Origin of the sequence: Micromonospora gifhornensis, from assembly GCF_016863515.1 — a bacterium.
Classification (GTDB): domain Bacteria; phylum Actinomycetota; class Actinomycetes; order Mycobacteriales; family Micromonosporaceae; genus Micromonospora; species Micromonospora gifhornensis.
Genome location: NZ_BOPA01000023.1, coordinates 1 through 13,977, shown reverse-complemented (window position 1 = coordinate 13,977; position 13,977 = coordinate 1). Strand labels below are relative to the sequence as shown.

Sequence of the window (13,977 nt, the reverse complement as noted above, 5' to 3'; positions counted from 1 at the left end):
CAGACAAGTGCGAGGCGGCCAGGAAGTGACTGCTTGTCCGTGCCATCTTCAGTGTACGGGTCGCCATGCGCCTTCAGATCGTCCGGATTGATGATTTTTGTCCCCAGGCCGGCTCGTAGGCTCACCCGGTAATCATCGTGCGTTGCGGGGGCGGGCATGGCTGACGTCAGGGGACAGGAGATCGCTGCCGAACAGGGCGTCGTGGACCGGGTCTACGAGCTACTGGAGGGCGCGCGGGAACGGGCCGACGAGCTCGCCGGCGAGGGGCATCGGCGGGCGGCCGGCGGCCCGGCCACCGGACTGGTGGAGCGGGACGCGATGGTGCACCGGGCGGCCGTACGGCTGCGGTCGCTCGACGCCGAGGCGGAGGGCATCGTCTTCGGCCGGCTCGACTTCGACGACGGCGAGACCTTCCACATCGGTCGCCTCGGCGTACGCGACGACCACGAACCCCTGCTTGTCGACTGGCGGGCCCCGGCCGCCGCAGCGTTCTACCGGGCGACGCCGGGCGACCCGCTCGGGGTGATCCGCCGCCGGGTCATCCTCTGCCAAGGGCCCAAGGTGATCGACCTCGACGACGACGTGCTCACCCCCGAGAAGGCCGGTGAGCTGCGGGTGCTCGGCGAAGGGGCGTTGCTGGCCGCGCTGCGGCGCTCGCGTGGCGCGCACATGCGCGACATCGTCAGCACCATCCAACGGGAGCAGGACGAGGCGATCCGGGCCCCGGCCCGGGGCGTCACCCTGATCACCGGCGGGCCCGGGACCGGCAAGACGCAGGTCGCGCTGCACCGGGCGGCGTACCTGCTCTACACCAACCGGGGCCGGCTCACCGACGGCCGCATTCTGGTGGTCGGCCCGTCGACCGTGTTCACCCGCTACATCAGCCGGGTCCTGCCCTCCCTCGGCGAGGAGAGCGTGCACCTGCGGGCCCTCGGCGAGCTGGTCGAGGGGGTGACCGCCACCCGCCGCGACCGCGCCGCCGTCGCCCGGATCAAGGGCGACGACCGGATGCGCGACGTGCTGGCCGAGCTGATCTGGCAGTCACCGCCGACCGCGCCGCAACGGCTACGACTGGTGTACGCGGGCCAGCCGCTGACGCTCGACGCGCGGCACCTGGCTGCGGCCCGCCGTCGCATCCGCACCCGCTGCGCGGCGGACGGCACCACACCCAACGCCGCGGCACCGACCGCCACCGCCGTTCTGCTGGAGGCCCTGTGGCAGGAGGTCGACGGCAGGCACCTGGACCGGAAGCTCTTCGCCGAGGAGGTCCGCGACCGTGACGAGTTCCGTCGGTTCCGCCGCGCCTGGTGGCCGCCGCTGACCCCGACCGAGGTTCTGCGTTGGCTCGCCGACCCGGCCCGGGTGGTCGGTCTGGACCCCGAGGACGCCGAGGCAGTGGCCGCGACGTACCGGAACCGGCCCGACTGGTCCGTCGACGACGTGCCGCTGCTGGACGAACTGGCCGAACTGCTCGGCCGCCCGCCCGCCGCACCGCAGGCGCCCGAGCCCGAGTGGCGGCTGCGGGAGCTGACCACCGGCACCCGGAGCGTGGCGACCTTCGTGCTCAGCTGCGGGCTGCGCAACGGCTGGGAGTTGTACGCCCCCCACCTGTCGACCCCCTTCGCGCTCGCCGGACCGGGCATCGACAACGACGCGGTCGTGGCCGCGCAGCGCTGGGCGGAGGCCGTCATCCTGCGGGAGGGGCACCAGGTCGTCGGCTGGGCCGACGGCTTCGACCCGCACGGCGAGGAGGGGTACGTGCCGGTGCTGGCCGAACCGCTGCCGGTCGAGGAGGCCGAGGAGGACTCCGCCGACGACGAGCCGTACCTGCACGTGATCCTCGACGAGGCGCAGGACCTCTCCCCGATGGAGTGCCGCATGATCGCCCGGCGGGTCGAGTACGCCTCGATGACAGTGGTCGGTGACCTCGGGCAGGCGACCCATCCGCTGGCGGCGCAGTCGTGGCCGCAGTTGCTGGCCCGGATCGGCAAGCGGGAGATCCGCACCCTGCAACTGCACACCGGCTACCGGGTGCCGGCGCTGATCGCGGAGTACGCGGCCCGCGCCCTCACCCCCGGGATCGCGCCGACCCGGTCGTACCGGCCCGGTGGCACCCTCGCCGTACGCCGGGTCGACGACCTGCACGCCGCGCTGCGCGACGAACTCCAGCAGGCGCCGCACGACGCGACAGTCGCCGTCATCGCCGCCGACGACCGGACCGAGACGATCACCCCGCTGATCGACGCCCCCGGCGTCGCGGTGGTCCCGGCCAGCCTGGTCAAGGGCCTGGAGTACGACCACGTCATCGTCGTGGAGCCGGCCGAGATCGTGGCCGCCGAACCGCGTGGCATGAACCGGCTCTACGTCGTACTGACCCGAGCCGTCGCGACCCTTGTCGTCCTGCACCACGACGCACTGCCTGTCGCCCTGTAAAACGATGACCCCGTTGAGCTGACGTAGCGCGTTCACCCGTTCGCAACCTGTGACGGCCCCCGTGGTCCGGTCCTGGGTGGACAGTCATAATGGATCGCATGGTTGCCTGGGAGTACGCCTTGTTGGTCCGCCGCTACCAGGGGCAGGGCCGGAACTTTCACGTCACGTTCGTCTGGTACGGCCCTGACGGGTCACGCAAGGACGTCACCGCCTACGGTGACACCGCCGTCGCGCATCTCAACCGGGTCGGCCGGGAAGGTTGGGAACTCGTCACCGCCGCCGAGGACGTGAACAACGTGCAGGGCAGCACCGAGGTCCACCGCTACCACCTCAAGCGCCCGCTGAACTGAAGACGTGCCTGACCCGGCGGTGCCACGGGCGAGTGGGGTCGCGCCCCGCCGCCGGGCAGGCAGTGCATCCGCAGCAGAACGGCAGCGCAGAAACGGCCGGCCCGACGCCGCACAGCGTCGGGCCGGCCGGAAAGCCGCGTCGGTCAGCCCAGGTCGACGCTCGGGTAGAGCGGGAAACCGGCGAGCAGTTCGCTGGCCTGGCGGCTGACCTTGTCGGCCAGGGCCGGGTCGAGCACGTACTTGGCCTTGGAGGCGGTGCCGTCCGGGTTCGTACCGGCGGTGGTCTGGCTCAGCACGGTGTGGATCAGCTCGGCCGTGGTGTCCATCTCCGCCGCGCCCAGCCCACGGGTGGTCAGCGCGGGCGTGCCGATCCGGATGCCGGAGGTGTACCAGGCGCCGTTCACGTCCTGCGGCACGGCGTTGCGGTTGGTGACGATGCCCGAGTCCAGCAGCGCCTGCTCGGCCTGCCGGCCGGTCAGCCCGTAGCCGCTGACGTCGATGAGCACCAGGTGGTTGTCGGTGCCGCCGGTGACCAGCTTGGCGCCGCGGCGCAGCAGGCCCTCGGCCAGCGCCTGGGCGTTGTCGACGATGCGCTGGGCGTAGTCGGCGAAGTCGGGACGGCGGGCCTCGGCCAGCGCGACCGCCTTGGCGGCCATCACGTGCGGCAGCGGGCCGCCGAGCACCATCGGGCACCCCCGGTCCACCTGCTCGGCCAGCTCCGGGCCGCAGAGCACCATGCCGCCGCGCGGGCCACGCAGCGACTTGTGGGTGGTGGTGGTGACGATGTGCGCGTGCGGCACCGGGTTGAAGTCGCCGGTGAAGACCTTGCCCGCCACCAGGCCGGCGAAGTGGGCCATGTCGACCATGAAGGTCGCGCCGACCGAGTCGGCGATCTCCCGCATGATCCGGAAGTTCACCTTCCGGGGGTACGCCGAGTAGCCGGCGACCAGCACCAGCGGCCGGAACTCGCGGGCGGCCTCGGCGACCTTGTCGTAGTCGACCAGGCCGGTCGCCGGGTCGGTGCCGTAGCTGCGCTGGTCGAACATCTTGCCCGAGATGTTCGGCCGGAAGCCGTGGGTGAGGTGCCCACCGGCGTCCAGCGACATGCCGAGCATCCGCTGGTCACCCAGCTCCCGGCGCAGCGCGAACCAGTCGGCCTCGGTCAGGTCGTTGACGTGCCGGGCCTGCGCCTGCTTGAGCGCCGGCGCCTCCACCCGGTCGGCCAGGATCGCCCAGAACGCCACCAGGTTGGCGTCGATGCCCGAGTGCGGCTGCACGTACGCGTGGGTCGCGCCGAACAGCTCCCGGGCGTGCTCGGCGGCGAGCGCCTCGACGGTGTCGACGTTCTGGCAGCCGGCGTAGAAGCGGCGGCCGACGGTGCCCTCGGCGTACTTGTCGCTGAACCAGTTGCCCATCGCCAGCAGGGTGGCCGGTGAGGCGTAGTTCTCGCTGGCGATCAGTTTGAGCGATTCGCGCTGGTCGGCCAGCTCCGCGCCGATCGCGTCGGCGACCCGCGGCTCGACGGAGCGGATGACCTCCAGTGCGCTGCGGAAGGCGGTGGACTCGGCGTTGGGCGACATGCGACCTCCAGAGGATGTGCGGAAGGCCCAGGCGCTCGGCGTGCGTCGTTGTGACGGGACCGCTTCCCGATGGTGCTCCATCCCCACGCGCCAGTCACGGCCCTCGCCGATCCTACCGGGTGCGACGTCGGCCGTCGGCGGGGTCCGGCGTCCCCCTCGAACGCCGGACCCCGCCGAAGATCACTTCACCGCGCGGTAGGCGTTGACGATGCCGGCGCCGTGGAAGCCGTTGCGCGTGCCGCCCTGGCAGGTGGCCGTGTAGTCGGTCGCGCTCGGCAGCAGCGGAACCGGGTCGTACCCGCCGGCGGGGCAGGGCTGGGGCACGGCGGTGCGCTCCAGCAGCGCCGCCAGCTGCCCGGGGGCCGTGCCCGGGCGAGCCGACAGGGCCAGCGCCGCGACGCCGGTGACGTGCGGACCGGACATCGAGGTGCCCTGCTTCCAACCCCAGCCGTCGGTGCGGGTCACGGTGTTGAAGGTGGTCGACAGGATGGCGTCGGCGGTCGTCGGGGCCAGGCCCTGGGTGCGGATCCGGCTGTCGCCGCCGGGCGCGGTCACGTCGACGACCCCCTGACCGTACGACGAGTAGTAGCTCTTCTGCCCGGTCGGCCCGACCGCGGCGACGGTCACCACGCCCGGCGCCTGGGCGGGCAGCACCAGGCAGGCGCCGTTGACCTCGCGTACCTCCGGGGTGCCGTTGTTCGGGCTGCCCGAGTCGACGAACCGGTGCGCCATGTCGTGGTGGGAGTTGCCGGTGGAGGCGACGGTGAGCACACCCCTGCTCTGCGAGTAGCGGATGGCCCGCTGCACGGCCTGCCACACCGGCCGCTGGCGTGCGTCGTTGCGGCAGTTCAGCTGCCACGGGTCGATGTAGTAGCTGTTGTTGGTCAGCTGCATCCCCTGCTCGGCCGCCCACATGAACCCGCAGACCGCAGCCTCCGGATAGATGTAGCCCTCGTTGTCGACGACCTTCACCGCGGCCACCTTGACGCCCGGTGCCACGCCGGTGACGCCGACGCCGTTGCGGGCGGCCGCGATGGTGCCGGCCACGTGGGTGCCGTGGTCGGAGGTGGTGGGGTTCCAGGCCGCCTCGGTGGTGTCCGCGACCCCACCGAGGCAGGAGGCGCTCTTGTCCCGGGCGATCTGGCCGGCCAGGTCGGGGTGGCTGCTGGAGATGCCGCTGTCCAGTACGCCGACCACCACGTCGGCGCTGCCGGCGGTGACCGTGTGGGCGCGCGGCAGGTCGATCATCGGCATGTTCCACTGCTGCTCGAACAGCGGCTCGGTGCTCGGGTCGCCGCCGGCGGCCGCCACCTGCGCCGGGGTCAGCTCGACGGTGTGACCCTCGTCGAGCACGGTGCCCAGGCCGGCTGTCGACGCCACGGACTCGACGCCCGCACCGGCGGTGTCGGCGACGAAGTCACGGTTGGCGGAGCGGACGACCAGCACACCGATCTGCCGGTAGTCGGCGACCACCCGGCCGTCGGCGGCGGCCACCCGCGCCAGCGCCCGGTCGACCGTGGCGCCCTGCGGTGTGAGCACCAGGAAGGTGGCCTCGCCGCCGTGGGCCTCTCCGCCGTTCACCGAGGCGGTGGCCGGGGCGGTGACAACGCTTGTGACGCCGGCGCCGAGTGCCACGGCGACCGCCACGGCGAGTGCCTTGCGGCCGAGCTTCTTCACACAGACTCCCCAGGGTGCGACCCGCCGTGCGGCACCCTCGTGCGGGCGGCCCGGCGGTGGCGGACGGGTTGCCCGCTCTCACATCAGAAGCGTCCGTTCGATATGTGGCGTTACACCCCAGGACGTCGCACCCCACCCGGCCATCGACACGCCTATGGTGATGTCCATGGCGGGTACGGCCGAGGAGATCCAGGTGGGGCGGCGGACGGTTCGCGTCTCCAGCCCGGACAAGCCGTACTTCCCGGAGCGTGGGCTGACCAAGCTGGACGTGGTGCGCTACTTCCTCGCCGTGGGTGACGGCATCCTGCGTGCGCTGCGGGATCGCCCGACCATGCTGGAACGGTGGCCACGGGGGGTGTTCGAGGGGGCGACAATCGCCACCCGGCAGGACAACCGGGGCGACGCCTTCTATCAGAAGCGGGTGCCGTCCGGCGCGCCCGACTGGGTGGGCACCGCCCACATCACCTTTCCCAGCGGTCGCACCGCCGACGAGGTCGCACCGGGGGAGTTGGCGGTGGTGATCTGGGCGGTCAACCTGGGCACCCTGCGCTTCCACCCCTGGCCGGTGACCCGCGCCGACGTGGAGCGGCCCGATCAGCTGCGCATCGACCTGGACCCGATGCCCGGCGTCGGGTTCGACCAGGTGGTGCCGGTGGCGCACGAGGTGCGGCGCTTCCTCGACGAGTTGGGTCTGACCGGCTACCCGAAGACCACCGGCGGCCGGGGCCTGCACGTCTACGTCCCGATCGAACCCCGGTGGAGCTTCGGTGACTGCCGGCGCGCGGTGCTGGCGTTGGGGTGCGAGCTGCAACGTCGCCGCCCCGACCTGGTCACCACCACCTGGTGGCGCGAGCAGCGGGACCGGCCGGTCTTCATCGACTACAACCAGATGGCCCGCGACCACACGATGGCCTCGGCCTACTCGATCCGCCCGACCCCGCAGGCGTTGGTCTCCGCGCCGCTGGACTGGGCCGAGCTGGACGAAGTCCGGCCGGAGGACTTCGACGTGGTGAGCATGCCCGGCCGGTTCGCCCAACACGGCGACCTGCACGCGGGACTGGACGAGGCCCGATTTTCGCTGGACCGGCTGCTGGAGTTGGCCGACCGGGAGGGCCTCGCCGCGCCACCGGAACGCTGAGCCCCGCTACGACCAGGGGCTGTTGACCCCGGCGTACTCCTCGAAGACCAGCCAGCTGCGGGTGGACAGCACCCCGGAGATGCGCTGGACCCGGTCCAGCACCACGTCCCGCAGGGTGGCGTTGTCCGGCGCGCGGACCAGGGCCAGCACGTCGTGCTCGCCGCTGAGCAGCGCCACGTGTTCGACGTAGCGCACCTGCGCCAGCTCCGCCGAGACCTCCCGCCAGGTGTTCTGCCGGATGGTCAACGCGATGTACGCCGAGGTGCCCAGGCCGGCCGGTTCCGGGGCGACCCGAGCGGTGAACCCGGTGATCACCCCGTCCCGGACCAGCCGCTCGACCCGGGCGTACGCGTTGGTCCGGGACACGTGCACCCGCTCGGCGAGGGTACGGATGGACATCCGCCCGTCGCGGGTCAACTCGTCGAGCAACCGCCGGTCCACCTCGTCCAGTTGTGCCGAACGTCCCGTGGCGCTCGTCACGGCCGGGCCGTTGACGGTCTCCTGGCCCATCGCAGCCTCCCCTCGGTGCCAATCATCCCGCGTTCACCGGGCATCTTGAGTCAATCATCCAACCAAAGGAGCATAGGGCCACCACACGTCCAGGAGGTTCGCCGTGACCACGACCCCCCAGGCGGCGCGCAGGGCGTCCCCGCGAAAGCGCCGGCCGGCCACCCCGGCCGCACCGGACCCGTCCGCCGGCCTGATGCCGCAGGCCGAGCCGGTCCGGTTGCTGAACTCCGACGGCACCCCGCTGCCGGCCCACCCCGACTATCCCGAGCCGCCCGTCGAGGCGCTGCGCGAGATGTACCGGCGGATGGTGGTCGGCCGCCGCTTCGACGCGCAGGCCACCGCGCTGACCAAGCAGGGCCGGCTGGCCGTCTACCCGTCCTCCCGGGGCCAGGAGGCCTGCCAGGTCGGCGGCGTCCTGGCGCTGCGCGAGGACGACTGGGTGTTCCCCACCTACCGCGAGTCGATGGCGCTGACCGCCCGCGGCATCGACCCGGTCGAGGTGCTCACCCTGCTGCGCGGCGACTGGCACTGCGGGTACGACCCCACCGAGGTGCGCACCGCCCCGCAGTGCACCCCGCTGGCCACCCAGTGCGTGCACGCCGCCGGCCTGGCCTACGGCGAGTCGTACCAGGGGCGGGACACCGTCGCGCTGGTCTACATCGGTGACGGCGCCACCAGCGAGGGCGACTTCCACGAGGGCGTCAACTTCGCCGCCGTGTTCAAGGCACCGGTCGTCTACTTCGTGCAGAACAACAGGTACGCGATCAGCGTTCCGCTGTCCCGGCAGACCGCCGCGCCGACCCTGGCCTACAAGGGCGTCGGCTACGGGGTGCCGAGCGAGCAGGTCGACGGCAACGACCCGGTCGCGGTGCTGGCGGTGCTGAACCGGGCCGTCGCGCACGCCCGGGCCGGCAAGGGGCCGTACCTGGTGGAGGCGCACACCTACCGGATGGAGCCGCACACCAACGCCGACGACCAGACCCGCTACCGCGACGCCGAGGAGGTCGAGGCGTGGCGCGAGCGTGACCCGATCACCCGGCTGGAGAGCTACCTGCGGGCCCGCGAGGTGCTCGACGACGCCGCCGTCGCCGAGATCGCCGAGGAGGCCGAGGCGTACGCGGCGCGGCTGCGCGAGCGGATGAACGTCCAGCCCACCGTCGACCCGCTCAGCCTCTTCGAGCACGTCTACGCCGAGCCCACCCCGCAACTGGTGGAGCAGCGGGAACAGGTACGCGCCGAGCTGGCCGCGACGCAGGAGGAGGACGCCTGATGGCCACCATGACGATGGCGAAGGCCCTCAACGCCGCCCTCGCCGACGCGATGCTCGACGACGAGCGGGTAGTCGTCTTCGGCGAGGACGTCGGCCAGTTGGGCGGGGTCTTCCGGATCACCGACGGCCTGCAGGCCCGCTTCGGCGACAAGCGCTGCTTCGACACCCCGCTGGCCGAGGCCGGCATCGTCGGGTTCGCCGTCGGGCTGGCCATGTCCGGGCTGCGTCCGGTGGTCGAGATGCAGTTCGACGCGTTCGCGTACCCGGCCTTCGAGCAGATCGCCTCGCACGTGGCGAAGCTGCGCAACCGCACCCGTGGCGCGCTCAGCGTGCCGATGGTCATCCGGGTGCCGTACGCCGGGGGCATCGGTGGGGTGGAGCACCACTGTGACTCCTCCGAGGCGTACTACGCCCACACCCCGGGCCTGAAGGTGATCACCCCGGCGACCGTCGCCGACGCGTACTCGCTGATGCGCGAGGCGATCGACGACCCGGACCCGGTGGTCTTCATGGAGCCGAAGAAGCTCTACTTCGCCAGCGGCGAGGCGGACCTTCCGGCGCGTACCGAGCCCTTCGGTCGGGCGGTCGTACGCCGGCCCGGCCGCGACGCCACCCTTGTCGCCTACGGCCCGGCGGTGCCGGTCGCCCTGGAGGCCGCCGAGGCCGCCAAGGAGGAGGGCTGGGACCTGGAGGTCGTCGACGTACGCACCATCGTGCCGTTCGACGACGCCACGATCGCCGCCTCGGTACGCCGTACCGGTCGCTGCGTGGTGGTGCAGGAGGCGCAGGGCTTCGCCGGGGTGGGCGCGGAGATCGCCGCCCGGGTGCAGGAGCGCTGCTTCCACGCCCTGCACGCCCCGGTGCTGCGGGTGTCCGGGTTGGACATCCCGTACCCCGCGCCGATGCTGGAGCACACCCACCTGCCCTCGGTCGACCGGGTGCTCGACGCGGTGGCCCGGCTGCAGTGGGACGACCAGCCGGACTCCCGGTGGCTGACCGACGGGGTGCCGGCATGAGCGAGCAGGTCTTCCTCCTACCCGACCTCGGCGAGGGGCTCGCCGAAGCGGAGATCGTGCAGTGGCGGGTCGCGGTCGGCGACGTCGTCACCGTGGACCAGACCGTGGTCGAGGTGGAGACCGCCAAGGCCGTCGTGGACGTGCCCTGCCCGTACGCCGGCCGGGTCGTGGCCCTGCACGGCGCGGAGGGTGAGGTGCGCCCGGTCGGCCAGCCGCTGATCACCGTGGCGGCGGACGGCGGGTCCGAACCGGTCGGGCACGCGGTCTACCGGGAGGAGGAGCGGGCCGGTTCCGGCAACGTCCTCATCGGGTACGGCACCGGACACGGCGGGGCACGCCGCCGTCGGCGGGCCCGCCCCGTCGCCCACGCCACCGCCTCGCCGGCCGCCCCGGCTCCGACGGCCCCAGCTCCGGCTCCGACGGCCCCAGCTCCGGCCGCCCCGGCGCCAGCGGCCGCCGTCCCGGCACCGGTGGTCACGTCCGTACCGTCACAGTCGGCCACGGCCCTGGTCATCTCGCCGATCGTGCGTCGGCTGGCCCGCGAGCGCGGGGTGGACCTGGCCACGGTACGCGGCAGCGGGCCCGGCGGCGTGATCCGGCGAGCGGACGTGGAGGCGGCGGCCGACGCCGCGACCTCCACCACCGTTGACTCGTCCATCGCCGCGCAGTCGGCGGCGCACGTCGGGCTGGCCCCGACCGGGGCGGGGGATCAGGTCATTCCGTTGACCGGCATCCGCAAGGTGATCGCCGACAAGCTCTCCCGCAGTCGCCGGGAGATCCCCGAGGTGACCATCTGGGTGGACGCCGACGCCACCGCCCTGCTGGCGACCCGGGCCGCGATCAACGCCGCGTACCCCGACCGGCCGGTGAGCATCCTGGCCCTGCTGGCCCGCATCTGCCTGTCCGGCCTGCGGCGCTACCCGCAGCTCAACGCCCGGGTCGACACCGAGGGACAGCGGATCGTGCAGTCCGCCGGGGTGCATCTGGGCATCGCCGCCCAGACCGACCGGGGTCTGCTGGTTCCGGTGCTGCGCGACGCCGACCGGCTGACCACCATGGAACTGGCCGCCGAGTTGGCCGCCACCACGCAGGCCGCCCGCGCCGGCGAGCTGCCACCGGCGCGGCTGACCGGGGGCACCTTCACGCTCAACAACTACGGCGTGTTCGGTGTCGACGGCTCCACGCCGATCATCAACCACCCGGAAGCGGCGCTGCTCGGGGTGGGTCGCATCGTCGACAAGCCGTGGGTGGTCGACGGTCAACTCGCGGTCCGCAAGGTCACCCAGCTCAGCCTCACCTTCGACCATCGGGTCTGCGACGGCGGGGTGGCCGGCGGGTTCCTGCGGCATGTCGCCGACTGTGTCGAGCGGCCGGAGGCGCTCATCGCCGCCGTCTGAGTCCGGCACCACCACCACGCGCCCGGCATCCCCCCTACAAGGGGACGCCGGGCGCGTTCGGCTGTCCGCCGACCGGAGGGCGCCCGCTCGGCACGGGCCGGGACATTCGCGGCGGCACCGCCCTTCGCTGCGCTACCGGGTATCTGAGGGGCCGAGGCGGTGCGGAATTCGCGGAAGTGTCGGGGCCGCGCTTTTCTTCGCTCTTTCCGAAATTGCAAAACAGTCGGTGTCCGGCAGAGAGAATGTGGCAGAGGACGGAGATAAACGGGGGGACGATCATCATGAGGTTCAGGCGGCGACTGACGCTGTTCGCGGTGACCGTCGCGGCGGCACCGTTGGCGTTGGGGGCATGCACCAGCGACCGCAGGCCCGGCCAGCAGCAGGCCGAGGCGCGGGCCAAGCCGGAGGTGACCGTCACTCCGGCCGAGGGCACCCGTGACGTGCCGATCAGCGGCGAGATCGGCACCGACGTCAAGCACGGCCGGGTGACCGCCGTCCGCATCACCGACGACAAGGGCGCCGCCGTCGAGGCGGAGCCACGCGAGGACGGCACCGGATGGGTGCCGAGCAAGCCACTGGCACCGAAGCGGACGTACACCGCGGAGGTGACCGTCACCGGCGACTCGGGGGACACGGTCACCCGTAAGACCACGTTCACCACTCAGCCGAAATCGTCGAAACCGGCCATCAGTAGCGTGCTGTATTTCGCCGGCAATCGGACGTACGGCACGGCGATGCCGGTAACCGTCGCCTTCGACCCGCCCATTCCGAAAGAGGCGCGGGCGGATGTGCAGCGTCGATTGTTCGTGAAGACGGATCCGCCGCAGCCGGGCACCTGGTCCTGGGTGTCCGACGGCAGCCAGGTCTATTACCGGGCGCCCGACTTCTGGCGACCGGGGACGACGATCAGCGTCCGGTCGGGACTGGAGGGCCTGCCCATCGGCAAGGAGTACGTCGGCGACACGGACAAGCGGGCCACCTCGAAGATCGGCCGGCAGGTCCAGTTGGAGATCGACAACGCGACCAAGCGGATGTCGGTGTTCCAGGACGGCAAGCTGCTGCGCAAGCTGCCGGTCAGTCTCGGCAAACCGAGCACGCCGACCTCCAGCGGCAAGATGGTGATCATGGAGAAGCACGACTTCACCACCTTCGACACCCGGGGTTCGGCCGATCCGTACGTGGTCGACGTGGAGGACGCGCAACGGCTCACCTGGCGCGGTGAGTTCATCCACGGCGCCCCGTGGTCGGAGGGGGACCAGGGCTACACCAACGTGTCGCACGGGTGCACGAACCTGTCGGCGGCCAACGCCGACTGGTTGATGGGCGTCACCCAGGTCGGCGACCTGGTCACCGTCAAGGGCACCGAGGTCCCACTCGACGAGGGCAACGGCTGGACCGCCTGGAACGTCAGCTGGGAGCAGTTCGCCAAGGGCAGCGCGCTGCCGGTGCCGGCCGGGCTGCAACCCACCCCGACCCAGGCGCCGGATCCCGGCGCGGTGGCCGGTGGCTCACCGGAGCCGGCACCGTCCGCCAGCGGCGGCTGAGGCGTCCGTACGCTCCGGGCCGGCTCGTCACGGGCCGGCCCGGATGCCGCCCGCGTCGGCGTACGACACCGGCGCGGGGGATCCTCCCTAGGGTGGACCCGGTGGGTCTGCGGGTCATGCCCTGGATCTACCCGGAACCATCTCTGCGCAGGGTGAAAGTGTCGGTCCCGCTGGATAGGTTCGACTCATGCGAGAGCGCGAGGAACGATTCCACGTCGAGACCACGGTGTCGGACGACGTGGTGTGCGTGCGCGTGGTGGGTGTGATCGACATCGCCACTGTCGGGGCGTTCCGGGCCGCGCTCTGGGCGGCACCGGCACGGTCGCAGCTGCGAGTGGACCTCTCCGAGGTCCGGCTGCTCTCCGCGGCCGGGGTGCGCGCGTTGATCGCCGCGCGGCTCTGGGTGCGGGCCCAGGGTGGCCAGTTGGTGCTTGTGGATCCGCCGCCGGTGGTCGACAAGGTGCTGCGCGCCACCGGTCTGCGCCGGGTCATCCCGATCGCCGAGGCGACCCCTGACCGGATGCTCGCGGCCGTCTGCTGACCAACAGAGCGGCGGCGTCGGACACCGGGGAGGCATCCGACGCCGCCGACGCTGCCCTCAGCGCACGCCGAGCAGGTCGACCACGAACACCAGGGTCTCGTTGGGCTTGATGACACCACCGGCACCCCGGCTGCCGTAGCCCAGGTGCGGCGGGATGGTCAGCTTGCGGCGACCGCCGACCCGCATCCCCACCACGCCCTGGTCCCAGCCGGAGATGACCCGTCCGCCGCCGAGCGGGAACTCGAACGCCTCGCCGCGGTTCCAGGACGCGTCGAACTCCGCGCCGGTGGAGTGCGCCACCCCCACGTAGTGGACCCGTGCCACCTGGCCAGGCTGGGCCTCCGGGCCGTCGCCGACGGTGATGTCCTCGATCACGAGGTCGGCCGGCGGGGCTCCCTCGATCGGACCGATCTCGGGCTTGCTCGCTGCCTGGTTCATGCGAATTCTCCTGTGACGTCGGTTTCAGTCAGCACAATCCTGCCGGATGCTACGGCAAGCGGCGGGCGTCACCTGGTGGTGAC

At 72.1% G+C, this 13,977-nt stretch carries 12 protein-coding genes and 1 riboswitch; of the genes, 8 read left to right on the top strand and 4 right to left on the bottom strand.

What is annotated here, in order from left to right:
- Positions 1-156 precede the first annotated feature (156 nt).
- Positions 157-2,433: a HelD family protein gene (locus tag Vgi01_RS17250; protein WP_204291685.1), complete on the top strand. Its 2,277-nt coding sequence runs from the start codon at positions 157-159 to the stop codon at positions 2,431-2,433.
- An 89-nt stretch (positions 2,434-2,522) separates the two neighbouring features.
- A complete protein-coding gene (locus Vgi01_RS17245; RefSeq protein ID WP_013734497.1) occupies positions 2,523-2,783 on the top strand; it encodes a hypothetical protein in 261 nt (86 codons plus the stop codon).
- A gap of 143 nt (positions 2,784-2,926) precedes the next feature.
- Here the strand turns inward: Vgi01_RS17245 and Vgi01_RS17240 are convergent, their stop codons facing one another.
- A complete protein-coding gene (locus Vgi01_RS17240) occupies positions 2,927-4,363 on the bottom strand; it encodes a glycine hydroxymethyltransferase (RefSeq protein WP_204291684.1) in 1,437 nt (478 codons plus the stop codon).
- An 18-nt stretch (positions 4,364-4,381) separates the two neighbouring features.
- A riboswitch (ZMP/ZTP riboswitch) is annotated at positions 4,382-4,471 on the bottom strand.
- 72 nt (positions 4,472-4,543) lie between these two features.
- A complete protein-coding gene (locus Vgi01_RS17235) occupies positions 4,544-6,040 on the bottom strand; it encodes a S8 family peptidase (RefSeq protein WP_204291683.1) in 1,497 nt (498 codons plus the stop codon).
- 166 nt (positions 6,041-6,206) lie between these two features.
- On the opposite strand from Vgi01_RS17235, the gene Vgi01_RS17230 reads away from it, so the two are divergent.
- Entirely contained in the window at positions 6,207-7,178 is a 972-nt protein-coding gene (locus tag Vgi01_RS17230) for a DNA polymerase domain-containing protein (protein ID WP_204291682.1), read from the top strand.
- 6 nt (positions 7,179-7,184) lie between these two features.
- Here Vgi01_RS17230 and Vgi01_RS17225 read toward each other — a convergent pair whose 3' ends face one another.
- A complete protein-coding gene (locus Vgi01_RS17225; RefSeq protein ID WP_102656309.1) occupies positions 7,185-7,688 on the bottom strand; it encodes an Lrp/AsnC family transcriptional regulator in 504 nt (167 codons plus the stop codon).
- A 103-nt stretch (positions 7,689-7,791) separates the two neighbouring features.
- Here Vgi01_RS17225 and pdhA point away from each other — a divergent pair, with 103 nt between their 5' ends.
- From pdhA to Vgi01_RS17200, 5 genes are all read left to right on the top strand, one after another.
- A complete protein-coding gene (gene pdhA, locus Vgi01_RS17220; protein WP_102656310.1) occupies positions 7,792-8,958 on the top strand; it encodes a pyruvate dehydrogenase (acetyl-transferring) E1 component subunit alpha in 1,167 nt (388 codons plus the stop codon).
- A complete protein-coding gene (locus Vgi01_RS17215) occupies positions 8,958-9,974 on the top strand; it encodes an alpha-ketoacid dehydrogenase subunit beta (protein ID WP_102656311.1) in 1,017 nt (338 codons plus the stop codon). Before pdhA ends, Vgi01_RS17215 begins: the two co-directional genes overlap by 1 nt.
- Positions 9,971-11,371: a dihydrolipoamide acetyltransferase family protein gene (locus Vgi01_RS17210; RefSeq protein WP_204291681.1), complete on the top strand. Its 1,401-nt coding sequence runs from the start codon at positions 9,971-9,973 to the stop codon at positions 11,369-11,371. The genes Vgi01_RS17215 and Vgi01_RS17210 overlap by 4 nt, the downstream gene beginning before the upstream one ends.
- Before the next feature lie 281 nt (positions 11,372-11,652).
- Positions 11,653-12,915, top strand: coding sequence for a L,D-transpeptidase (locus Vgi01_RS17205; protein WP_102656313.1), 1,263 nt, complete (start codon positions 11,653-11,655; stop codon positions 12,913-12,915).
- Between the two features lie 187 nt (positions 12,916-13,102).
- Positions 13,103-13,456 (top strand): STAS domain-containing protein, encoded by a 354-nt coding sequence (locus tag Vgi01_RS17200; RefSeq protein WP_102656314.1) that lies wholly within the window; start codon positions 13,103-13,105, stop codon positions 13,454-13,456.
- Positions 13,457-13,513: 57 nt separating this feature from the next.
- Here the strand turns inward: Vgi01_RS17200 and Vgi01_RS17195 are convergent, their stop codons facing one another.
- Complete coding sequence (locus Vgi01_RS17195) at positions 13,514-13,894, bottom strand: FKBP-type peptidyl-prolyl cis-trans isomerase (protein ID WP_102656315.1); 381 nt, start codon at positions 13,892-13,894, stop codon at positions 13,514-13,516.
- Positions 13,895-13,977: the final 83 nt, after the last annotated feature.

What these genes read in the sequence shown, in the direction of transcription:
- Vgi01_RS17230 (WP_204291682.1), top strand. Translation starts at nt 6,207, where the DNA reads ATGGCGGGTACGGCCGAGGAGATCCAGGTGGGGCGGCGGACGGTTCGC.
- Vgi01_RS17205 (WP_102656313.1), top strand. Translation starts at nt 11,653, where the DNA reads ATGAGGTTCAGGCGGCGACTGACGCTGTTCGCGGTGACCGTCGCGGCG.
- Vgi01_RS17195 (WP_102656315.1), bottom strand. Translation starts at nt 13,894, where the DNA reads ATGAACCAGGCAGCGAGCAAGCCCGAGATCGGTCCGATCGAGGGAGCC.
- Vgi01_RS17250 (WP_204291685.1), top strand. Translation starts at nt 157, where the DNA reads ATGGCTGACGTCAGGGGACAGGAGATCGCTGCCGAACAGGGCGTCGTG.
- Vgi01_RS17200 (WP_102656314.1), top strand. Translation starts at nt 13,103, where the DNA reads ATGCGAGAGCGCGAGGAACGATTCCACGTCGAGACCACGGTGTCGGAC.
- Vgi01_RS17215 (WP_102656311.1), top strand. Translation starts at nt 8,958, where the DNA reads ATGGCCACCATGACGATGGCGAAGGCCCTCAACGCCGCCCTCGCCGAC.
- Vgi01_RS17245 (WP_013734497.1), top strand. Translation starts at nt 2,523, where the DNA reads ATGGATCGCATGGTTGCCTGGGAGTACGCCTTGTTGGTCCGCCGCTAC.
- Vgi01_RS17210 (WP_204291681.1), top strand. Translation starts at nt 9,971, where the DNA reads ATGAGCGAGCAGGTCTTCCTCCTACCCGACCTCGGCGAGGGGCTCGCC.
- Vgi01_RS17225 (WP_102656309.1), bottom strand. Translation starts at nt 7,688, where the DNA reads ATGGGCCAGGAGACCGTCAACGGCCCGGCCGTGACGAGCGCCACGGGA.
- Vgi01_RS17240 (WP_204291684.1), bottom strand. Translation starts at nt 4,363, where the DNA reads ATGTCGCCCAACGCCGAGTCCACCGCCTTCCGCAGCGCACTGGAGGTC.